Source organism: Franzmannia qiaohouensis (genome assembly GCF_031451695.1).
Classification (GTDB): Bacteria; Pseudomonadota; Gammaproteobacteria; order Pseudomonadales; family Halomonadaceae; genus Franzmannia; species Franzmannia qiaohouensis.
In genome coordinates this window covers 85,936-107,694 of record NZ_JARWAM010000011.1, presented here as the reverse complement: position 1 = coordinate 107,694, position 21,759 = coordinate 85,936, and the positions used below count along the sequence as shown (strand labels likewise).

At 65.3% G+C, this 21,759-nt stretch carries 20 protein-coding genes; 7 read left to right on the top strand and 13 right to left on the bottom strand.

What is annotated here, in order from left to right:
* Nucleotides 1-60: 60 nt before the first annotated feature.
* The 3 genes from QC821_RS15585 (at nt 61) to QC821_RS15575 (ending at nt 3,247) form a co-directional block, all read left to right on the top strand.
* Nucleotides 61-399: a 4a-hydroxytetrahydrobiopterin dehydratase gene (locus tag QC821_RS15585; RefSeq protein ID WP_309723465.1), complete on the top strand. Its 339-nt coding sequence runs from the start codon at nt 61-63 to the stop codon at nt 397-399.
* Nucleotides 400-1,587: an amino acid aminotransferase gene (locus QC821_RS15580; protein ID WP_309723462.1), complete on the top strand. Its 1,188-nt coding sequence runs from the start codon at nt 400-402 to the stop codon at nt 1,585-1,587.
* A gap of 157 nt (nt 1,588-1,744) precedes the next feature.
* Complete coding sequence (locus QC821_RS15575) at nt 1,745-3,247, top strand: NCS2 family permease (RefSeq protein WP_309723460.1); 1,503 nt, start codon at nt 1,745-1,747, stop codon at nt 3,245-3,247.
* Between the two features lie 48 nt (nt 3,248-3,295).
* Here the strand turns inward: QC821_RS15575 and QC821_RS15570 are convergent, their stop codons facing one another.
* Together QC821_RS15570 and QC821_RS15565 are read right to left on the bottom strand one after the other, a co-directional pair.
* Nucleotides 3,296-4,555: an MATE family efflux transporter gene (locus QC821_RS15570; protein ID WP_422720121.1), complete on the bottom strand. Its 1,260-nt coding sequence runs from the start codon at nt 4,553-4,555 to the stop codon at nt 3,296-3,298.
* Between the two features lie 125 nt (nt 4,556-4,680).
* Nucleotides 4,681-6,684 carry a putative bifunctional diguanylate cyclase/phosphodiesterase gene (locus QC821_RS15565; RefSeq protein ID WP_309723454.1) on the bottom strand — a complete coding sequence of 668 codons (2,004 nt, stop codon included), beginning with the start codon at nt 6,682-6,684 and terminating at the stop codon, nt 4,681-4,683.
* A gap of 311 nt (nt 6,685-6,995) precedes the next feature.
* Here QC821_RS15565 and QC821_RS15560 point away from each other — a divergent pair, with 311 nt between their 5' ends.
* Nucleotides 6,996-7,790, top strand: coding sequence for a 2OG-Fe dioxygenase family protein (locus tag QC821_RS15560; protein ID WP_309723451.1), 795 nt, complete (start codon nt 6,996-6,998; stop codon nt 7,788-7,790).
* A gap of 146 nt (nt 7,791-7,936) precedes the next feature.
* On the opposite strand, the gene QC821_RS15555 is transcribed toward QC821_RS15560, so the two are convergent.
* The 6 genes from QC821_RS15555 to fabI form a co-directional block, all read right to left on the bottom strand.
* The gene (locus QC821_RS15555; protein ID WP_095623290.1) at nt 7,937-8,521 is read right to left on the bottom strand and encodes a YceI family protein; all 585 of its coding nucleotides are present in this window, start codon (nt 8,519-8,521) and stop codon (nt 7,937-7,939) included.
* A 29-nt stretch (nt 8,522-8,550) separates the two neighbouring features.
* Nucleotides 8,551-9,117, bottom strand: a complete 567-nt coding sequence (locus tag QC821_RS15550; protein WP_309723445.1) for a cytochrome b — start codon at nt 9,115-9,117, stop codon at nt 8,551-8,553.
* 114 nt (nt 9,118-9,231) lie between these two features.
* Nucleotides 9,232-9,918, bottom strand: a complete 687-nt coding sequence (locus QC821_RS15545) for a type 1 glutamine amidotransferase domain-containing protein (RefSeq protein WP_309723441.1) — start codon at nt 9,916-9,918, stop codon at nt 9,232-9,234.
* 105 nt (nt 9,919-10,023) lie between these two features.
* Nucleotides 10,024-11,226 (bottom strand): acetate/propionate family kinase, encoded by a 1,203-nt coding sequence (locus QC821_RS15540; RefSeq protein WP_309723438.1) that lies wholly within the window; start codon nt 11,224-11,226, stop codon nt 10,024-10,026.
* Nucleotides 11,223-12,641, bottom strand: coding sequence for a bifunctional enoyl-CoA hydratase/phosphate acetyltransferase (locus QC821_RS15535; RefSeq protein WP_309723435.1), 1,419 nt, complete (start codon nt 12,639-12,641; stop codon nt 11,223-11,225). The genes QC821_RS15540 and QC821_RS15535 overlap by 4 nt, the downstream gene beginning before the upstream one ends.
* Before the next feature lie 2 nt (nt 12,642-12,643).
* On the bottom strand, nt 12,644-13,417 hold the full coding sequence (gene fabI / locus QC821_RS15530) for an enoyl-ACP reductase FabI (RefSeq protein ID WP_309723432.1): 774 nt from the start codon (nt 13,415-13,417) through the stop codon (nt 12,644-12,646).
* Nucleotides 13,418-13,597: 180 nt separating this feature from the next.
* Between fabI and QC821_RS15525 the strand changes: the two genes are divergently transcribed.
* Entirely contained in the window at nt 13,598-14,803 is a 1,206-nt protein-coding gene (locus tag QC821_RS15525) for an iron-containing alcohol dehydrogenase (protein ID WP_309723429.1), read from the top strand.
* Between the two features lie 3 nt (nt 14,804-14,806).
* Here the strand turns inward: QC821_RS15525 and gntR are convergent, their stop codons facing one another.
* The 5 genes from gntR to QC821_RS15500 form a co-directional block, all read right to left on the bottom strand.
* Nucleotides 14,807-15,802, bottom strand: a complete 996-nt coding sequence (gene gntR / locus QC821_RS15520; protein WP_309723609.1) for a gluconate operon transcriptional repressor GntR — start codon at nt 15,800-15,802, stop codon at nt 14,807-14,809.
* A 67-nt stretch (nt 15,803-15,869) separates the two neighbouring features.
* The gene (locus QC821_RS15515; RefSeq protein ID WP_309723426.1) at nt 15,870-16,388 is read right to left on the bottom strand and encodes a gluconokinase; all 519 of its coding nucleotides are present in this window, start codon (nt 16,386-16,388) and stop codon (nt 15,870-15,872) included.
* A gap of 17 nt (nt 16,389-16,405) precedes the next feature.
* Entirely contained in the window at nt 16,406-17,689 is a 1,284-nt protein-coding gene (locus tag QC821_RS15510; RefSeq protein ID WP_309723423.1) for a TRAP transporter large permease, read from the bottom strand.
* A 12-nt stretch (nt 17,690-17,701) separates the two neighbouring features.
* Nucleotides 17,702-18,268: a TRAP transporter small permease gene (locus QC821_RS15505; RefSeq protein ID WP_309723420.1), complete on the bottom strand. Its 567-nt coding sequence runs from the start codon at nt 18,266-18,268 to the stop codon at nt 17,702-17,704.
* Nucleotides 18,269-18,483: 215 nt separating this feature from the next.
* Complete coding sequence (locus QC821_RS15500; protein WP_309723417.1) at nt 18,484-19,560, bottom strand: TRAP transporter substrate-binding protein; 1,077 nt, start codon at nt 19,558-19,560, stop codon at nt 18,484-18,486.
* Nucleotides 19,561-19,939: 379 nt separating this feature from the next.
* Here QC821_RS15500 and QC821_RS15495 point away from each other — a divergent pair, with 379 nt between their 5' ends.
* Both QC821_RS15495 and QC821_RS15490 read left to right on the top strand, forming a co-directional pair.
* The gene (locus QC821_RS15495) at nt 19,940-20,488 is read left to right on the top strand and encodes a cytochrome b (RefSeq protein ID WP_309723415.1); all 549 of its coding nucleotides are present in this window, start codon (nt 19,940-19,942) and stop codon (nt 20,486-20,488) included.
* Between the two features lie 67 nt (nt 20,489-20,555).
* A complete protein-coding gene (locus QC821_RS15490) occupies nt 20,556-21,719 on the top strand; it encodes a ChaN family lipoprotein (protein WP_309723413.1) in 1,164 nt (387 codons plus the stop codon).
* Nucleotides 21,720-21,759 lie beyond the last annotated feature (40 nt).

Here is a 21,759-nt window from a genome sequence, read left to right as displayed (position 1 = left end):
CGAGACATTTTCCGACCGTTACGGTCCCATCTATTACCGTTCCGTCAATCAGGAGACCCCATGAGCGATCTATCACAACAGCAGTGCGAAGCCTGCAGCTGGGACGCCCCCCACGTCACCGAGGCCGAGATCAGCGAGTATCGCCAGGCCATTCCCGAGTGGCAGATCGTGGAGCGCGATGGCATCATGCAGTTGGAGCGCGTGTTCACGTTCCGCAACTTCAAGCAGGCCCTGGCGTTCACCAATCGCGTGGGCGAGATCGCCGAGGAAGCCGGCCACCACCCGGCACTCCTGACCGAGTGGGGCAAGGTCACAGTGACCTGGTGGTCGCATGAGATGAAGGGCCTGCACAAGAACGATTTCATTCTTGCCGCCAGAACCGACGAGGTAGCCGAGTAAATGTTCGAGCCGATTCAGCGGGTCCCCGGGGATGCCATCCTCGGGTTGATCGAGGCCTTCAACCAGGACACCAACCCCAACAAGGTCGACCTCGGGGTGGGTGTCTACCGTGATGCCCAGGGCAACACGCCGGTGATGCGGGCCGTCAAGCAAGCCGAGGCGCTGCTGCTCGACAACCAGACCACCAAGACCTACATCGGCTCCCACGGTGATCCGCGCTACGGCCAGGTGATCCAGCCGCTGATCTTCGGCGCCGACTCCCCGGTGCTCGAGGCGCGCCGCGCCAGCGTCACCCAGTCGCCGGGCGGCACCGGCGCACTGCGCCTGGCCGCCGACTTCATCCATACCCAACTGCCCGGCAAGGGCATCTGGGTGAGCGACCCGACCTGGCCCAACCACCTGGGCATCTTCCAGGCCGCCGGCCTCAAGCTCAGCAAGTATCCCTATGTGGATGCTGAAAACCGCCTCGATTTCGACGGCATGCTGGCGGCGATCAAGCAGATCCCGGTGGGCGACGTAGTGGTGCTGCACGCCTGCTGCCACAACCCGTCCGGCTTCGATCTCTCCCAGGCCCAGTGGCGCGAGGTCCTCGAGGTGGTCAAGGAGCGCGAGCTGCTGCCGCTGATCGACTTCGCCTACCAGGGCTTTGGCGACGGCCTCGACGAGGACGCCTTCGGCGTGCGGCTGTTTGCCGAGAACCTCGACGAGCTGCTGATCACCAGTTCCTGCTCGAAGAACTTCGGCATCTACAGCGAGCGTACCGGGGCGCTGATCGCGGTGGCCAAGAACACCGAGCAGATGGAGAACGTGCGCTCGCAGATGGCCATCGTGGCCCGCGAGAACTACTCCAATCCGCCCTCCCACGGCGGTGCGGTTGTCACCGAGATTCTCGAGTCTGCGGAGCTCGCCGCCGTCTGGCGCGAGGAGCTCACCGAGATGCGCAACCGTATCAACGGCCTGCGTCAGGACTTCGTCGCCGCGCTCAAGCCTTACGGCCTCGACGCCAAGTACGCCTGCATCGCCGAGCAGCGCGGCATGTTCTCCTACACCGGCCTGACCCCCACCCAGGTCGACCGCCTGCGCGACGAGTTCGGCATCTACATGGTGCGCTCCGGGCGTGCCAACGTGGCCGGCTTCTCCACCGAGAACCTCGACTACCTGGCCAAGGCGATCGCCGCGGTCAACTGAGTCAGCCCCTCGCCACCGCTCCATCCAGCGCCCGGGTTCTCCCCGGGCGCTTTGCCGTGTGGCCCCTGCGTTGACGGCACCACTTGACCATTCAGTCAGGCAGAGCGACACTGCCGTCAGCCTTGTATACAAATTGAACAACCCGTGAGGCACCATCATGGCCACCACCGCTGTGCACTACCCCTGGTACAAGAAGGAGGACACCGACGCCTTCTTCGCACTGTTCCAGAACAACATCGCCAACTTCGTGATCATCGCCCTGACCATGCTCGGCATGGGCTTTCCTGCCAGCATCGTGTTCGGCCAGGTCCTGCCCGGCGCCGCGGTGGCGGTGATGGTGGGCAACTTCTATTACGCCTGGAGCGCGGCACGCCTAGCGCGCAAGGAGAACCGCGCCGATGTCACCGCGCTCTCCTACGGCATCTCCACGCCGGTGATGTTCGTATTCCTGTTCGGCGTGCTGCTGCCCGCCATACAGCTCACCGGCGACGCCGACTTGGCCTGGAAGATCGCCGTGGCGGCCTGCTTCATCAGCGGCGCCATCGAGGCGCTGGTCAGCCTGATCGGCCGCTGGGTGCAGCATCATCTGCCGCGGGCGGCCATGCTCGGCGCAGTGGCCGGCGTGGCGCTGACCTTCATCGCCGGCGAGATGCTGTTCAAGACCCTGGAGATCCCGGTGATAGGCCTGCTGGTGATGGCGATCATCATCGTCGGCCTGATCGGCCGGATCAGCATGCCGTTTCGGATTCCCACCTCGCTGTTCGCCATCGTCATCGGCACCGCGCTTGCCTACCTGATCGGCGCCACCGAAGACGGCCAGTTCAGCGACGCCTTCACGCATCTCGGCTTCTACCCGCTGCTGCCGACCCTGGCCTGGTTCGAGGGCCTGGGGCTGCTGTTCACCAGCATGCTGGCGGTACTCACCGTGGTACTGCCGATCACCCTCTACAACGCCATCGAGACCATGAACAACGTCGAGGCCATGGAAGCCGCCGGCGACAAGTACGACGTCCGCGAGTGCCAGGCGGTGGACGGCGCCGGCACCATGATCGGCGCGCTGTTCGGCGGGGTCTTCCCGACCACGGTGTATATCGCCACCGTCGGCGCCAAGTGGATGGGCGCCGGCCGCGGCTACAGCATCCTCAATGGTGCGGTCTACGCCGTGGCCACCATGTTCGGCCTGATCGCCATGCTGGCGGCGATCATTCCGGTCTCGGTGGTGGCACCGATCCTGGTATTCGTCGGCATGTCGATGATTGCCACCGCCTTCCAGACCAACGACACCCGCTACTACCCGGCGGTGGCGCTGGCGATGCTGCCCTACTTCGCCAACTATGTGATGACCCGCTTCAACAACGCCGCTGGCGAAGTGGTCACCGATATCTCCACCGCCATCGTGGCACTGGGCCAGGGGGCGATGTTCACCGCCATCCTGCTCGGCGCCATGACCGTATCGGTGATCGACCAGCAGTTCCGGCGCGCCGCCGTGTTCGCGCTGTTCGCCGCCGGTTTCTCCTATATCGGCCTGATGCACGCCCCGCGCCTGGCCTTCAACGCCGCCCCGGACTTCGCCCTCGGCTACCTGGTCATGGCGCTGTTCTTCGGCTTCTACGCCCTACAGGGCGCACGGCGAGAACGCCCGCTACCGGCCGGCGACTGATACCTTGAAAGCAACGGGCCCCGTCCACTGGACGGGGCCCGTTGGCATTCAGACTGGGCGAGTGATCCGATAGAGCTGCCAGGCCAGCGCACCCGCCAGCAGGTTACCCAGCGCTGCCCCCATCGCCAGTCCCGTCAGGCCACCGGCCAGCATGCCCAGCCACAGGCAGGGCAGATAGCATATGAATAGCCGCGCGGCGGACATCAGCATGGCACGCAGCGGCCAACCCAGGGCATTGCCCGCCGACACCACGATCATGCACAGCCCGAGCAGCGCATAGCTGGGCAGCAGGAAGCGGATCAGCAGGGCCAGGTCGTCGCGAATTTCGGGATTGCCCGACAGCCCCTGTGCCACCCACGGCGCAGCCGCGGCCATGACGAGCCCCAGCAGCAGCTGCCAGGCCACTACTGCCTTGGCGGCAAGCCGCATCAGGCGACGTATCTGTGCCCAGTCGCCGGCGCCGTAGCAGCGCCCCAGCCAGGGCGGCAGCGACATGGTCAGCGCCAGCACCAGCATCAGCGACAGGGTCTCGAGGCGACTCGCGAGCCCCCAGGCCGCCACCGCGGTTTCCCCCAGCTGCGAGACCACCGAGATCGCCAGCATCGCCGCCAGCGGCGGCATCAGTTGACTGACCATGGCGGGGCCGGCGATACCGGCGAACGGCAGCGCCGAACGGCGTGCCTCGAGCAGCAGACCGCTGCGCCCCAGCCAGTCGGCGCGGCGCAGTCGCGGCCATAGAATCAGCCCGCCACTGCCAAAGGCGATCACCGTGGCCCAGGCCGCACCGGGTAGCCCCAGGCCCGCCCAAGGGCCGAGGCCAAAGATCAGCAGGGGGTCGAGCAGCAGGTTGATCAGGCTGGTGATGACCATCAGCTTGCCCGGCAGTCGAGTATCCCCGTGGGCGCGACACAGGCTATAGCCGAAATAGAGCACCGCGCCGAGCCAGGCGGCCAGCAGCTGCGGGCCCCAGTAGTCGCGGATCAGCGCCAGGCTCTCGGGGCCGGCCCCGAGACGGCTGAAGATGGCCTGCTGAGCCAGCCAGAGGGCGATCGCCAGCAGGCCGATCACCAACCCGCCCAGGCCCAGCACCAGGCTACCCAGGCGCCTGGCGCGGCGCGCTTCCCCGGCACCTAGCGCGCGGGAGATCAGCGCGGCGATGGCGATGCCCAGGCCGACCTGGATGCCGATGATCAGGAACGTCAGCGGAAAGGTATAGGACTGGGCGGCCAGCGGCGCGGTGCCCAGGCGGGCGATAAAGGCGCTGTCGACCAGCTGAAAACCCAGCAGCGCCAGCACGCCGATGGCCATCGGCCAGGTCTGGCGCCAGAGTTGAACGGCGAGCGATGGTGAAGAAGAGGTGGCGGCGGACACGGGCACTCCAGTCGATCGGGGCGCCTAGTCTACTCGATCTCGCCAGCGGCTTGGCAGCCGACTTAGCTAACGATGCGCGGCTGGCCGCCGACCAGACCGGTCAGCAGCCGGGTAGTATCGGCGGCACTCATCGGCTTGAAGAAGTAGTAGCCCTGTACCAGGTCACACTTCATCTCGCGTACCAGCTCGAGCTGCTCCTCATTCTCTACGCCCTCGGCGATCACCTCGAGCCCCAGCCGATGACCGATGAACACCGCCGCGGCCATTATCGCGCGGTCGCTGGGATCCTTGGGCGCGTCGCGCACGAAACTGCGGTCGATCTTCAGCGAGGTGACCGGAAACAGCTTCAGGTAGCTGAGCGATGAGTAGCCGGTGCCAAAGTCGTCGATGGCGATCTTCATGCCGCGGTGATAGAGGCCGCGCAGGGTGTTGAGAATGTGCTCCTCGGCCTCGATCAGCACATTCTCGGTCAGCTCGATGCCGATATCCTGGGGCGTCAGGTCGAATTCGGCCATGCAGGCTTCGAGATGCTTGAAGGTGTTGGCCATGGCCAACTGCTTGCCGGAGAGATTGATATCGACCCGCGCACCGCCCAAGCCTCGTCGTTTCCATTCGGCCTGCTGACGGCAGGCCTCGCGGATCACCCACTCGCCGATGCGGTGAATCAGCTGCGAGCGCTCGGCAACCGGAATGAACTCCGCGGGTGAAATGGCCCCGCCCTCCTTGGGGAACCAGCGCAGCAGCGCTTCGAGGTTCTCGATCCGCCCACTCATGGCGCTGACCTGGGGTTGGTAGTGAAGCGCCAGCTCGTTGTCGGCCAACGCCAGCTGCAGCCGCTCCGCAAGGCGATGCTGGTGCAGCAGCTCATCGTGGATTTTCTGGTTGAAGAACCAGCAGCGGTTGGGCGCCGACAGCTTGGCGCGGTTCTTGGCGGCATCCGCGTTGTGAATCAGCTCGCGGGCATTGGCACCGTTATCCGGGAACAGGCTGACCCCCAGGCTGGCGGTGACATGCACTTCACGGCCATCGAGCAGGAAGGGCCGCGTGAAGCTGTCGAGCACCTTCTCCACCAGCTGTAGCACGTCGTTGCCTTCGCGCAGGTGCGGAAAGGCCAGCACGAACTCGTCGCTGCCGAATCGCGACAGCAGATCCGAGCCACGCTGACAGTAGCGCAGGCGCTTGGCCACCATCGACAGCAGCAGGTCGCCCTGCTCATAGCCCTTGGCATCGTTGATCTCGGCGAAGCGGTCAAGATCGACGAACAGCACTGCCAGATATTCGCCGTGGCGCTCTGCCGTGACGATGAACTCTTCCAGCTCGCGCTCGAAGGTATGTCGGTTGGGAAGCTGGGTCAGGGCATCGTAGCGGGTCACGTACTCGAGCTCGCGACGCGCTTCCTTCTGCTCGGAGAGATCGACATCGACGCAGAACATCAGTGGATCATCGCTGTGCTCGGCCAGCATCAGATGCTGGGAGAAGACGGCCACCGGCATGCCCGTCTTGCTCTTGAGCTCGATCTCGGCGGCCGGAATCTCGATGCCCTTTTCGATCCAGGCATGATGCGCAGCGACCATGTCGTCACGCATGAAGTCGGGGATGATCAGGTCTTCCAGCAGCTGCCCTTGCGCCTCTTCTGCGAGATAGCCGTAGAGCTTGGTACTCGCCGCGTTCCAGTAGATCACCCGTCGACGGCTGTCATAGCCCTGTACGGCCACCTTGGGTAGGCTCTCGAGCAGTGCACGAAAGCGCAGTTCGCTTTCATTGTGGCGCTGCTCGGCCAGCGCCAGAGCACTCAGCTCGCCATCGGATACCGCTTGGCCCAGGCCCGCGTGCGCTGTCGCGGCCTCAGCCACCATGGCTCTCGCCTCATGGTGATCGGCCAGGTATTGGCGACGCCACCCGAGCCACCAGCCACCGGCCATCGCCGCGGCCAGCCAAAGGCTCAGCGGCATCAGCAGCCAGACGCCGGATGCCGGACCGATCAGCAACAACACTGCCCCCAGCAACGCCAGTAGCAGCACCAGGCTCAGTAATAGGCTGCTGCGCGATCGTTGTCGCTTGTACAAGATGTGCTCCCCTGCAGCGCCACCCGAATCTCCCACGGGCGAGCGCACCAATTTCATGAGCCAATCTTACATGGATTCGCCTCCTGGCGCAGCGGGCAGCAACCCTGCAGACCCGTCCTCCATCAATGAGTTAGCCCATTACACACCGACTGACTGCCCTAATAGTAGCCACCTATGCGAGATATGACGAAATTTCTACATAGACCACGTTTTGTTGACATTATTTTTCATTTGTTTTCATTCTGTTTCGTGTAGTACCCAGTCCACGCCGAGTCATCCGGATTCGGCCTCGATTCAAAAAGGAAACGACCATGAAACAGGAAAGCCTTAAGCACGGTTACGACGTCACCAGCATGCCTTTCGACTTCGCGCGCAGCTACTGGCAGCCCGAAGTGCACAGCGAGCTGGCCGAGCAGCACTGGAGTGTTACCGACGTTCGCGCGCAGATCGACCTGCCGGCCTGGCAGGGCTATCTCGCCGACTTACCCCGCGACCCCTATGTCAACCAGCGCTGGAAGCGCATGGATTGGCTGATGCTCAACGATCGCGATGAAGTCGAAGTCATGGGCGACTGCCCGATGGCACAGGGCGGGATGTTCAATGATGCGGATAGCATGGCCGACGTGCTGCGCTACTACCCCAACCTGGAAAAGTCCTTCGTCGAACGCAGCGACGTCAAGGCGTTCGTCAAGGCGTGGGCCAAGCTGTGGGGGATCGGCGCCCGTGAACCGATCCTGATGCAGATCACCGGCATGCGCGGCAGCGAACCGCTGGATCCGCTGCAGGGTCAGGGCATCCACTCCGATGGCTGCAAGTACCTGAGCATCATGGTATTGAGCCGCGACAACGTCAGCGGGGCCAACAGCCTGCTGTTCGCCGACAAGGCCGGTACCCAGCCGCTCACCAAGCAGGTCCTGACACCGGGTGACGTGCTGCATATCCGCGACGACAAGCTGTTCCACGGCGCCGACGGCATGACCCAGGATGATCGTGACAAGCCCTATGAGCGCTTCATCATCATCATCAACAGCCGCTTCGTCGATGCCTTCCAGAACAAGATGCTGCGTCGTCACTTCCCGGATGCGGTGCTCAACGAAGGTCACTGACCGCTAACCCGTTAGCCACAAAGTCTCCCCGCGCTTAACCATCCCAAAGCCGGTGCACGCCTCGCGCGTGCACCGGCTTCTTGGTTGGCATCCCGGCGCAAGGCGCCGGGAGCGAAGGTGAATTACCGCGACTAACGGGGAGGAAATTACTGGCGGATGCCTTCGAAGGTGACGTAGAGCTCGAGCTCATGCATCGACTCGGGGAAGTCACTCATATCGATACCGTAGTCTTCCAGGGTCAGCATGGTCGAACCTTCGAAGCCGGCACGATAGGAGCCCCACGGGTCCTCGCCCTCACCCATCAGCGTCACCGGCATCTCGATCTCGCGGGTTTCGCCCTTGAGCGTGAGCTCGCCGGTCAACACGCCTTCACCGTCGTCACCCGGTTCGAAGCCGGTGGTAACGAAGCTCGCCTCGGGGTACTGGTCGGCGTCGAGGAAGTCGTCGCTGAGAATATGCCGATCGCGCTCTGCGTGGTTGGTATCAAGGCTGGTCACATCGACGTCGAGGGAAACGCTCGAGGCCTCGAGATCGTCCGGGTCATAGCTGAACTCACCGCTGAAATCGCGGAACGTGCCGAGGATGTAGGAGTAGCCGAGGTGGTTGATCTTGAACTGCACGAAGGCGTGCTGGCCTTCGATGTCGATCACATAGTCGTCGGCCTGGGCCTGGCTCAGCGGCACCAGGGCGGCGGCGCCGATGGCGGTCAGCAGTGCGGTCTTCTTCAACATTCCAATGTCTCCGTTGCGTCGTTGCCCGCTCACTTGGCGGGAAGCTTGGGTTGACCGGCCCGTGGGCGCAGCATGCGCACCAGGGTATCGCGCCGGTCGATGAAGTGATGCTTGAAGGCAGCCAGAACGTGCCCCGCGGCGAGGATCATCAGTGCCAGCGCGCTGTACCAGTGCACGTTGCCCGCCACGCTTGCCTGGTTGGGCAGGCCGTGCACGATCGCCGGTGCCTCGAACCAACCGAACACGCTGATGCCGCGGCCGTTGGCGGTAGAGATCATGTAGCCACTGATCAGCACCACCAGCAGCAGCACATAGAGCAGGATGTGCCCGGCGTGGGCCGCCATGCGCTCGAGGCGATGGCCCTGGGCATGCGGCGTAGGCTGGGTGAAACGCCAGGCGACTCGCAGCAGCGTTGCCAGCAGCAGCAGCACGCCTAGCGAGCGATGCCACCAAGGGCCCAGGTTATACCAGTCATCAAAATAGCTGAGCCCAGTCATCCACCAGCCCAGGGCGAACAGGCCAATGATGACTGCGGCACTTAGCCAGTGCAGCAGGATGGCCACCAGGCCCCAGCCTTGCGTGGTGTTGCGCCACATAGTTACGTTCCCATGTAATAAACCGGATATTCCTCACGCTAGCCTAGTGGCTTTCCCGCAGTGGCGCAGCGCCAGCGCGGGAAATGCATCGTTCACGTTATAGAAACGGTCGCCTCAGCGGGCTTGCAGCTGCTCCAGCAGCAGCGTCGCGGTGGGGGCGCTCGAGGCGGGATTCTGACCGGTGACCAGCAGGCCGTCATTGACCTGATAGGGGGCAAAATCATCCTCGCTGCGCTGGTAGTCGCCGCCCAACCGCTTGAGCTCGTCCTCGAGCAGGTGCGGCACCACCTCGCTCAGGCCGACGGCATCCTCCTCGCTGTTGGCAAATCCCGTGACCCGCTTGCCCTTGACCAGCGGCTCGCCATTGGCGGCCTTGGCCTTGAGCAGCGCCGTGGGCGCGTGGCATACCGCGCCTACCGGCTTGTCGGCGGCGACGAACGCCTCGATCAACTTCAGCGAATCGGCGTTGTCGGTCAGATCCCACAGCGGGCCATGGCCGCCGGGGTAGAAGATGGCGTCGTAGTCGGTGGCGCTGACCGCATCCAGGCGCAGGGTGCTGGCCAGCTGGGCCTTGGCGTCGTGGTCCGACTCGAAGCGGCGGGTCTCCGCGGTCAGGGCGTCCTCCTGGGTGGAGTTGGGATCTACCGGCGGCTGGCCGCCCTTGGGCGAGGCCAGGGTGACCTCGGCACCGGCGTCCTTGAAGACATAGTAGGGAGCGGCAAACTCCTCGAGCCAGAAGCCGGTCTTGTGACCGGTGTCACCCATGGCATCGTGCGAGGTCAGAACCATCAGAATCTTCATCGTTTCCCTCCTGGAACGGATGTGAACGTGCAAGGTAGATGGCGCCGCACCCACAAGGTTCAACCCCCGGGCCGCTAATCACTCCGCGTATCATGCCGCCTACCATCAGCTTGCTTGCAGCAGCGCCTGGGTCTGCCAGGCGATCATCCGCGCCTCGTCGGTGGCGATTACCCACAGCCCGATACCGCTCCCCGCGCCGGCGATCGAGGTGGCATGTACTCGGTTAGCCGAGGCATCGAGACGCGCTCCAAGCCAGCGGCAGTCGTCGACGATGGCGGCACGCACCGGACTAGCGCGTTCACCGATCCCGGCGGTGAACACCAGGTGGTCGAGCCCACCAAGCGCCGCCGCCAGGCTGCCGATCTCACGTACGATGCGATACACGAACAGCTCGACGGCGAGCTGTGCGGCAGGCTCGCTACTGGCCAGCAGCTGGCGCATATCGGCGCTGATGCCGGAGACACCCAGCAGCCCGGCTTCGCGGTAGAGCAGTCGCTCCACCTCGCCGGCGCTCATGCCGCACTGCTGAATCAAGTGCAGCACCAGGCCTGGGTCGAGACTGCCGCTACGGGTGCCCATCATCAGCCCATCCAGCGCGGTAAACCCCATGCTCGAGGCCACGCTTCGCCCTCGGGCGACAGCACATAGGCTCGCCCCGCTGCCGAGGTGAGCGATGACCACCCGATCCCCGGGCTGTCCGCCGAGCTCCTCGCTGAGCCGGCGGCTGACATAGTCATAGCTGAGTCCGTGGAAGCCGTAGCGGCGCATACCCTCGTCGTGGAACCGCTGCGGCAGCGCAAAGCGCTGGGCCAGCGCCGGCTGCCCGGCGTGAAAAGCGGTATCGAAGCAGGCGACTTGCACCAGGTCGGGACAGCGCTCGGCCAGCGCGCTCACCGGCGCCAGGCAGTAGGGTTGATGCAGCGGCGCCAGTGGCGACAGCGCCTCGAGTGCCGCCAGGGTCCGTGCATCGATGCGGGTCGCCTCACGGTAGTCCACGCCACCGTGCACGATACGGTGCCCCACCGCGGCAAGGCGCTGCCAGCCCACCTCCGCCTCCAGCCAGTCGAGCAGATAGGCCAGGGCCGCTTGCTGCTGGCCGTCATCATCGCCGCCGTCTAGTCTCAGCGCATGCTCCTGGCGCGACCGCCCGGGTCCGGCATCGAGCTGCCAGCGCGGCGCGGCGCCAAGCCCGCTGATCTGCCCGCTCAGCGCGCAGGGCATTGACTCAGGCGCGCTCGCGGCGGCCGCATCGAAGAGCGCGAACTTGAGGCTCGACGAGCCGCTGTTGAGTACCAGCACCAGACTCATGTCGGCTCCGCCTGGCGCTGATGGCGCGCCACCAGCAGTGCCAGGGCACAGGAAGCGAGCCGGGTGATGGCATCGTCGGCGCGGCTGGTCAGCACGATGGGCACCTGGGCGCCCATCACCAGGCCGGCACCGCTGGCATCGGCCAGGTGGGTCAGCTGCTTCATCAGCATGTTGGCGGCCTCCAGGTCGGGGGCTACCAGGATATCGGCACGCCCGGCCACCGCCGAGTCGATGCCCTTGGTCCTGGCGGCGTCTTCCGAGATGGCGTTGTCGAAGGCCAGCGGCCCGTCGAGCTGCCCGCCGCTGATCTGCCCACGCTCGGCCATCTTGCACAGCGCCGCGGCATCCAGGGTCGAAGCCAGGCGTGGATTGATCGTCTCCACCGCCGACAGCAACGCGACCTTGGGCAGCTCGATACCCACCGCGCGGGCCAGCTCGATGGCGTTCTGCACGATGTCGCGCTTGACCTCGAGCCCCGGGGCGATATTGATCGCCGCGTCGGTGATGAACAGCGGCCGCGGATAGGTGGGCACGTCGAAGGCCATCACATGGCTCAGCCGCCGCCCTGTGCGCAGGCCCGAATGGCGCGAGACCACCGCCTGCAGCAGTTCATCGGTGTGCAGGGCGCCCTTCATCAGCGCATTGGCACGCCCATCTCGGACCAGCGCCACGCCCTGCTCGGCGGCGGCGTGGCTGTGCGGGGTGGCAATCAGCTCGAAGCCATCGATATCGACCTCTGCCGCCTCGGCGGCGGCGCGGATGCGCGCTTCCGGGCCAACCAGCAGCGGGATGATGAAGCCCTTGCTGGCGGCCTCCCAGGCCCCCGTGATCGAGACCTCGTCGACCGGATGCACCACCGCCATGGTCAGCGGCTCGGTACGCTCGGCGGCATTCAATAGCTCGTGCAGATGGCCCCGCTCCGCCAGCCGCAGCTGCGGCATCATGGTGCGCCGCCTGCGTACCTTCTCGCGCGGCGCCACCACCTCGGCCTCGCCTTCGATGACACTCTCGCCCTTCTGGTTGGCGCAGCGGCAGTCGAAGGTGATACGCGACCGTCGCGCCTCCTTTTCGCGCACCTTGACGCTGACGGTGAGCACGTCACCCAGCCGCACCGGCGCCAGAAAGCGCAGCGACTGGCCGACATAAATAGTGCCAGGCCCCGGCAGCTCGGTACCCAGTACGGTGGAGATCAGCGCCCCGCCCCACATGCCGTGGGCGATCACCTCCTGGAAACGCGAGCTCTTGGCATAGTCTTCATCGACGTGGGCAGGATTGATGTCGCCGGACATGATGGCGAACAGCTTGATGTCCTCGAGGGTCAGGCGCTTGTGGATGGAGGCGCTATCGCCGACCTGAATCTCGTCGAAGGTGCGATTCTCGATATCGTCGTCGCGGGGTGTTTGCGCGTCGCTCATGGTCATGCCCTGATGTGGTGGCCGGCGTCGACGTAAAGGGTAGTGCCGGTCTGCGCGGCGCCGGCCGCAGACGCAAGGTAGACCACCGACTGACCGACGTCATCGACGCTGGCCAGGCGCCGCAGCGGTGAGCGTGTCTCGCCGTCGTGGACGAGGGCATCGAAATCCTTGAGGCCGGACGCGGCACGGGTACGGATCGCCCCCGGCGACACCGCGTTCACACGAATCCCGGCCGGCCCCAGCTCGGCGGCCAGGTAGCGGGTCGCCGACTCCAGCGCGGCCTTCACCGGCCCCATCAGGTTGTAGTTGTCGACCACCTTGTCGGCGCCGTAGTAGGACATGCAGATCAGGCTGCCGCCGTCGCGCATCAGCGGCTCTGCCAACCGCGCCATGCGGATGAAGGAGTGGCATGAGAGGTCCATGGCCAGCGCAAAGCCGTCGCGGGAGCAGTCCACCACGCGGCCGTGCAGATCTTCCAGCGGCGCATAGGCGATCGAGTGCACCACGAAATCGAGCCGCCCCCAGCGCTCGGCGGCGCGCCTGAACAGCGCCTCCAGTTGGGCATCGTCCTGAACGTCGCAGCAGCGGAGCTCGGGCTCGCCCAGTTCCGCGGCCAGGGGAGCGACGAAGCGCTCCGCCTTGGGCGAGGCGTAGCTGACGATCTGCTCGGCACCCGCCGCATGGCAGGCCAGCGCACAGCCATAGGCAATACTGTCGCGGTTGGCCAGGCCGGTGACGATACCGACCTTGCCCTTCAGGGAAAACGCGTGGCCCATCTCGACCCTCTCCTTGTCAGTGGCAATCCAGTAGCAGCAGGCGAAGTACATTAGCCGCCGCACTGCAGCATAGCCTAGCGTAAGGCATCCCGCTCTGCCCGTTGATGGCCACGGGTGCCAGCGCTTGCCGACTGCCCTATGCTGCACTCAGCTCGTTTCCATGCACCGACCAGGATTCCCATGCCGACTCTCCCCCCCTTCCCCGCCGTTGAGGTTGCGCGACTGCCCGAGATCCACCTGCACGCCCAGGCCATCCAGCGCCTCCCGGCGCTGGTCGAGGGCTTGGGCCGCCGCATACTGCTGATCACCGGCCGCCGTGCGTTCACCGACTCACCGCAGTGGCCGGCACTGCTCGAGGCGCTAGAGGCGCGGGGCATCGAGTGGCAGCATGCGCGCATCGACGGCGAGCCCTCCCCGCAGCGCGTCGATACGCTGGTCGCCGAGTATCACCAGCGCGATATCGAGGTGGTGGTGGCCATCGGTGGCGGCAGCGCCCTCGACGCCGGCAAGGCCATCGCCGGGCTACTGCGTCGCGGCAACTCGGTCATGGATCACCTCGAGGGCGTGGGCCGTGGCCTGGCGTACCCGGGGCCGGCGGTGCCGATGATCGCGGTGCCGACCACCGCCGGTACCGGCAGCGAGGCGACCAAGAATGCCGTGCTCAGCGTGCAGGGCCGCGACGGCTTCAAGAAGTCGTTTCGCGACGCCCAGCTGGTGCCGCGCATCGCCCTGGTCGACCCCGCACTGCTGGTCGGCTGCCCCAAGCCGCAGCTGGCCGCCAATGCCATGGACGCCCTGACCCAGCTGCTGGAGTCCTATGTCTCGCTGAAGGCCAGCGCCTTCACCGATGCCCTGGCCTGGGCCGGCATGGAGGCCTTCCAACAGGGATTCTGGGACGCCTGGCAGGCCGAACCTGGACAGTTCAACGACGGCTATTCGCGGCTCGCCTACGCCTCGCTGAGTTCCGGCATTACCCTGGCCCAGGCCGGGCTGGGTGCGGTACACGGGCTCGCCTCGCCGCTTGGCGCCTTCTTCCCGATGCCCCACGGCGCGGTATGCGGCACCCTGCTGGCCGAGGCCACCGCGGCCAATCTCGCCGCCCTCGAGCAGCACGCCCCCACCTCCCCGGCACTCAGCAAGTACGCCCGCGTCGGACGCCTGCTGAGCGCTGACCCCGAGCTGGATGATGACGCGTCCCGCCTGGCGCTGGTCGCCACGCTACGCGACTGGAGCGAGCGCTTGAACATGCCGCGGCTCGGCGATTTTGGCATGCACGCCGAGGATATTCCGCGGGTGGTGGCCAATGCCCGCGGCGGCAGCATGCAGACCAACCCGCTGGTGCTCAGCGATGCCGCGCTGACAGCACTGCTCAACGAACGGCTGTAGCGCTCAGAGGGTACCGCCTATCTCGATATGGAAGCCCAGGTCGATCACCCGCTGGGTGATCGGCGTACCCTGGATGCGCGCCAGCAGCTCGCGGGCGGCGGTCTCGCCGATCGCTTCGCGGGGGGTGAGCACGCTGGCCAGGCGCGGCGCCATGACCTGGCCGACGTCGTGGCCGTGAAACCCGGCGATGGCGACTCGCTCGGGCACCGCCACGCCGCGCCGCAGACACTCGAAGTAGGCCCCCACCGCGACGTCGTCGTTGGTACAGAACAGTGCGTCGGTATCAGGGTGCTCGGCCAGTAGCTCGGCCATCTGCGCCGCCCCGACGCTGTAGGAGGAGCGCATCGAGGTATACAGCGTCAGCGGCGTCAGGCCGTGCTCATTCATCGCCTGGCTATAGCCCTGCTCGCGCTGGCGGGTACGCTCGTCGAGGCGCACCGCCAGGTAGACGATATGCCGGCGACCGCGACGAATCATCTCGCTGACCATGACATGGGCAGCGGCCACGTTGTCGTAGCCCACCGCCTGGTGAAACGGCGCCAGGTGGGTGTCCATGATCTCGACGCTGGGGATCCCGGCGGTCTCGAGCATGCGGCAGGTGCGTGGCGTGTGCAGGCTATCGGAGAGGATCACCCCGTCGACATTGTAGGAGAGCAGCGAGGCCAGGCTGCGCTCCTCGAGCTCCGGGCTGTAACCGTAGTGGGAGAGCATCAGGTGATAACCGGCCGGCTCGGTGGCCACCTCGATGCCCTTGATCACGTCGGCGAAGACCTGGTTGGTCAGCGACGGTACCATCACGCCGATGGCGCGGCTGGTCGCCTTGGAGAGGATGTCCGGCGCGCGGTTGGGAATGTAGCCAAGCTCCTCGGCGACCGAGAAGATGCGCTCGCGAAGCCCCTCGGAGACCGTCTGCGGGTCACGCAAACAGCGGCTGACGGTCATCTTGGTCGCCCCGACGCGGTCGGCAATATCCTGGAGTGTTGGTCGTTTTTTCTTCACGGAGCCCTGAGCGTCAGCGGTGAGTGGCAAAAATAGTCACTCACCTTAGCCAATGTGCAGGCAGAAATCATGCCCTGCGCGGCGTGCTCACCAGCCACGCCGCGGCGCGTTCGATGATCGACTCAGGCGGCTCGCTAGCCGCCACGCTGAGAGCTTCTTCCGGTACCGGCGGCTCGAGGTCGGCCAACTGGCTGTCAAGCATGCCATCCCCCTTGAAGAAGTGTCCTTCACGCCCGGTGAGACGTTTGCGCAGCAGCGCCCGGCTCCCTTGCAGGTATACAATCGCCAACTTAGGGTCACCGCTGCGCAGGATATCCCGATAGCGTTGCTTTAACGCCGAACACCCCACGACCACCGAGCGATCGGCGCGGCGATAATCGGCAAACACATCCGCAAGAGTCATCAACCAACCGCGACGATCATCGTCATCAAGTGGCATGCCGCGCGCCATCTTGGCAATATTGGCCGCCGAGTGATGATCATCACCGTCGATGAAATCAGCATCCAGACGCTCGGCCAGCAAGCGTCCGATGTGGGACTTTCCCGAACCCGAAACCCCCATGACCAGAATGCGGTACGACGTCATTACAGTACGTTCCTGTTTCAGTTACCGCCCACGGCGGTGAGGTTGGGCAGCCAGGTCACCAGGCCGGGGAAGGCGATCAGGATCACCGCCATGATCAGCAGGGTGGCGTAGTAAGGCAGCATCGCCTTCACCAGCTGCTCCATGGTCACCTTGCCCACCCCGCAGCCGACGTACAGGCAGGTGCCCACCGGCGGGGTCAGCAGGCCGATGCCGAGAATGAACGCCATCAAGACGCCGAAGTAGACCGGGTCGATGCCCACCGAGGTGACGATCGGCGTCAGCATCGGCGCCATGATCACCATCGCCGGGGTCAGGTCCATCACGAAGCCCACCAGCAGCAGCAGGCCGGCGACGATCAGCAGCAGCAGGAACGGGTCCTGAGTGATCGACTGCACCTGCATGACCAGCGTCTGCGGCACCATGTTGATGGTCAGGAACCAGGCAATCACCGTGGCGAAGGCCAGCAGCAGCAGCACCATGCCGGTCAGCCGCGCGGTGCGGATCAGCATGCCCCACAGCTCGCGGACGTGGAACTCGCGGTAGACCACCAGCGAGATGACCAGCGAGTAGAGCAGCGCCACCACGGCCGCCTCGGTGGCGGTAAAGATGCCGCCGATGATGCCGCCGATCACGATCACCGGCAGCACCAGGGCCAGCCAGGCGGCCTTGAACGCCTGCCACAGCGGTCCGAGGCGGAACTTGCGGGTCTGCCCAGCGCCGCCGAAGCTGGCCATGATGAAGGTGGTGACCATCAGCCCGAAGCCGATCATCACCCCGGGCACGATGCCGGCAATGAACAGCCGGCTGATCGAGGTCTCGGTGACGATGCCGTAGAGGATCAGCGGGATCGACGGCGGGATGATGATGCCGATCACCGAGGAGACGGTGTTGATCGCGGTGGCCTGGGGCGCCGAGTAGCCCTGCTGCTTCATCGACGGGATCATCATCGAGCCGGTGGCGGCGGTGTCGGCCACCGCCGAGCCGCTGATGCCGCCGAAGAACATCGAGCCGGTGATCGCCACCTGGCCAAGCCCGCCGCGCACGAAGCCGACCAGGGTGCCGGCCAGCTCCATCAGTCGCCGGGCGATGCCGCCGGCGCTCATCACCTCGCCGACCAGAATGAAGAACGGGATCGCCAGCAGCGGGAAGTTGTTGACCCCGCGCACCGACTGTTCGATGAGGATCGACAGTGGGATATCCGAGATCACCGCCATGACCACCGCGGCGATCCCCAGGCCGAAGGCGATCGGCAGCCCCAGCGCCAGGGAGGCAAACAGGATGCCGAGAAAGATCCAGAGCATGACAGAGGCCTCCTAGCGGGCGCCGAGCATCAGTTGGCCGGCGCGCCAGGCGCGCCAGATCGCCACAGCGGCGATGAAGGCGGCGCACAGCACCAGCGAGATATTGATCAGGTTCCAGGGCACGCCGAGGATCGCGGTGCGCCCGGTGGAGCGGGACAGCACGAAGTAACCGCCGGCCATGATCACGAACATCAGGGCGGTGATCAGCAGGTGCTGGAGCAGGTAGAGACCGTAGGCGGCGCGCTGCGGGAGCTTGCGCAGCAGCAGGTCGACGGCGATATGCTCGAAGCGTGAGAAGGCCGCGGCGGCGCCGACGAAGATCAGCCAGATGAACAGCATGCGCGCCAGTTCATCGGCCCACGGCAGCGAATGGTTGAGCAGCGAACGGCCGATGACGTTGGCCGATACCGAGACGATCAGCGCCACCAACAGGGCGGCAATCAGGTGCTCCATGCCGACGGTCAGCCAGCGGAAGACTGCCGGGCCGCGGCGCTGCTGGGTGTCGATCTCCAGCGGCTTGCGGCGCGGATCGTCGAGGAACTCGGACGGGTCCGGGGGCGGTGAGTGGGGGGTATCCATAGGCGCTCCAAAAGAGGGTGTCTACAAAAGGGCTGCACTCGACAATACGTCGTTAAAACTTGACTCAATATGCTCATTTACACCCCGTAAACTCCGCAATTTCGTCAATTTTTGCCTCGTCTTGCCTTCGTTCGCCTGTTTTGTAAACACCCTCAAAGGCAGACAGACGCAACGCGGGCCAATCAGCGGCCCGCGTCTCTCTTGGTCCTGCGTTATCAGTCGTTCATGGTGTCTGCGACGATCTGCTGGATCTCGGCGACCAGGTCTTCACCGATGCGCGGCGCCCACTCCTCGTAGACCGGCTGCACGGCGTCCTGGAAGGCGGCGATCTGGTCGTCGTCGAGGCGGGTGATCTGCATACCGCGCTCCTCGAGCTGATCGCGGGACCAGTCGTCATACTCGGTGGCCAGTTGGATCTCGTACTCGGCGGCCTGCAGAGCAGCCTCCTGGATCAACTCCTGGTACTCGGCATCGAGGCGATCCCAGGTACGTTCGGAGATCATCTTGATGAACGGCGTATAGACGTGGCGGGTCTCGGAGCCGTAGTCCTGCACTTCGTGGAAGTTGGAGGTGAGGATGGTGCTCCAGGGGTTCTCCTGGCCGTCGACCACGCCCTGCTCCATGGCCGAGAACAGCTCGCCGAAGGCCATCGGCGTGGGGTTGGCGCCGAGCGCTTCCCAGATCGCCAGGTGCACCGGGTTCTCCATGGTGCGCACCGACAGGCCGCGCACGTCGAGACCGGCCACGTCTTCCGGAGAGGCCACTTCGCGGGCGCTGTTGGAGAGCTGACGGAAGCCGTTTTCCGAGAACGCCAGGGCCTTGATCCCGGTGCCCTCGAAGCCATCCAGCATCGACTGGGCGACCTCGCTGTTGAGTACCGCGATGGCCGCCTCGCGGGTCGGCAGCAGGAACGGCAGGTCGAATACCGCCAGCTCCTCGACGTAAGTGGTGGCCGGCGAGCTGGACGGGTAGGTCATGTCCAGCGAGCCGGTCTGCAGCATCTCCATCATCTGCACGTCGTCGCCGAGCTGACTGTTGGGGAAGATATTGACGCTGATGCGCCCTTCGCTGCGCTGATCGAGAATATCGGCGAAGTATTGGCTCGAGAGGTATTGTGGCGAGGTTTCGGCCAGGCCAATACCCATGCGCAGGGTAACGCTGCCGTGATCACCGACCGTATCACCGTCGATGGCGGGCGGATCGGAAAGCTCGGGCGACTGAGCATGGGCGATACTGATCGACAGCGTGGCCGCGCCGGCCAGCGTGAGCGTAGTACGCAAGATAGGGGTCATGGCGTGAGTCTCCACTGTGTGATGCTTTGTTGTAATGGTCGGTTGATGGCATACCGCAGTACTACCAACAAATGACCAGGAATCGGCGTTACGTCAAACCTGAAACAAGCGAATTCGACCGTTAGCAGCATTGGGCAGAATGGCGATTCAGCAGCTCCAGGAAAGCTACTCGGCAGCTGGTGCTCAGCAATAATGTTACCGGTAACTCGCCCCAATCAAGCTAGCTCTCTGGCTCACTGGCTGTCAATCAGCAATGCGTCGCCACCGCATAGACCTTAGTTGCATTACCATCTTGCGTGGAGCATCGTCGCCCGATGGACAGTATGCAGATCGGCTACGCTAACCTGAGCGACGCAATGCCCATTCATGAGGAACTCACATGACCGACCGCTACGCCTACCCACATCGACTGCTCCATTGGGGCGTTGCCGCGGTACTGCTATTTTCGCTGGCCAGTGGCCTGACGCTGGGGTTCCTCGGCTTCGAGGGTGCCATGGAACGCCTCGGGCGCGCCGGCACCGACACCCTCTATACCCTGCACAAGACCGCCGGGGTGATGATGCTGGGCCTGATGACGGCAAGATTGATCACCCGGCTGATCTTCGTGGTGCCGCTGCATGACCCGCCGCTGCCGCCGTTCCAGCACCTGCTCAGCACTGCCGTGCATCATCTGCTGTATCTGGCACTGCTGGCGATGCCGGTGCTGGGCTGGCTGGCCACCGCGACCGGCGGCTTCCCGGTGCAGTTCTTCCAGTTCAACCTGCCCGGCCTGGTCGGCGAGAACGAGGCGCTGTCGCAGCGCCTGTTCGTCTGGCACGGCTGGCTCGGCTGGGTCATTCTCGGTCTGGTGATCCTCCACGTCAGCGGCGCGCTCTACCACTGGCTGATCCGCCAGGACGGCGTGATGAAACGCATGAGCCTGTTCTGAGGGCACAGCGGGAACTGTCTCGGTATTGACGCGGTCTTTAGCGGGCCGCTGCCGCCAGGAGTCTTCGATGCCGTCTCGACGTACCACTTTTTGCGTAGCCCTCCTCGCGGCGGCCCTGCTGATGCCACTGGCGGCGCTGGCCGAGACCTGCCCCGCGCCGGGCGAGTGGCGGCTCGACGATGGCCGCCACGCCTCCAATGCCACCATGATGCGCGAACTGGCCAGCCACGAGGTGGTGCTGCTCGGCGAACAGCATGATCGCCTCGCCCACCATCGCTGGCAGCTGCATACCCTGTCGGGGCTGCATGGCCACCGCGACGACCTGCTGATCGGGCTGGAGATGCTGCCGCGAGAGGCTCAGCCAGCGCTCGATGCCTGGGTCGCCGGCGAACTCGATGAGGCCCAGTTCCTCGCACAGAGCGGCTGGCATGAGCACTGGGGCCATGACCCGGCACTCTACCTGCCGATCCTGCACTTCGCGCGCATGCAGCAGATTCCGCTGGTGGCCTTGAACATTCTCCCGGCACTACGCCAGCGCCTGGCCAGCGACGGCTGGGACAGCGTCCCCGCCGAGCAGCGCCATGACCTCACGCCACCCGCCGCACCGGCCGAGGCGTATCGCGAGCGGCTCGAAGCGGTATTCGCCCACCACCCGGGGGGCGACGAATCGGGCCATGGCGTCGAGCGCTTCATCGCCGCGCAACTGGCCTGGGACCGAGCCATGGCCGAGGGCATTCACGAGGCTCTCGCCGATCACGCCAGCGCGGCCAGCGGTACTCCCCTGCTGGTGGCGCTGATCGGCCAGGGGCACCTGACCTACGGCCACGGCGTGCCCCATCAGCTGGCCGATCTCGGCGTAGCCGCGCAGCAGACCCTGCTGCCCTGGCAGCCAGACGGTCAGTGCCAGCCCCCGGCGGGCCTGGCCGACGCCCTGTATGCACTGGCTGACGAAGAGGGCTTCGAACCGGCGGCCCCGGCGCGCCTCGGGGTGATGATCGACAGCCACGCCGACGGCGTATTGATCCAGGCCGTGGGCGACGACTCGATCGCCGAGCGCGCCGGGCTTGTCAGCGGCGACGTGATCGTCGAGGCCGCCGGCCGCCCCGTTGCCAGTCCCGGCGAGCTGATCGCGGTGGTCCGCGATCAGCCGCCGGGCACCCTGCTGCCGCTGGGCATCTCGCGCCAGGGCGACCGCGAGGAAGTGCTGGCGCGCTTCCCGCCGCGGCACTGAGCCCATGCCGCACCACCGGTTCCAAGCCCACTGGTGTGTC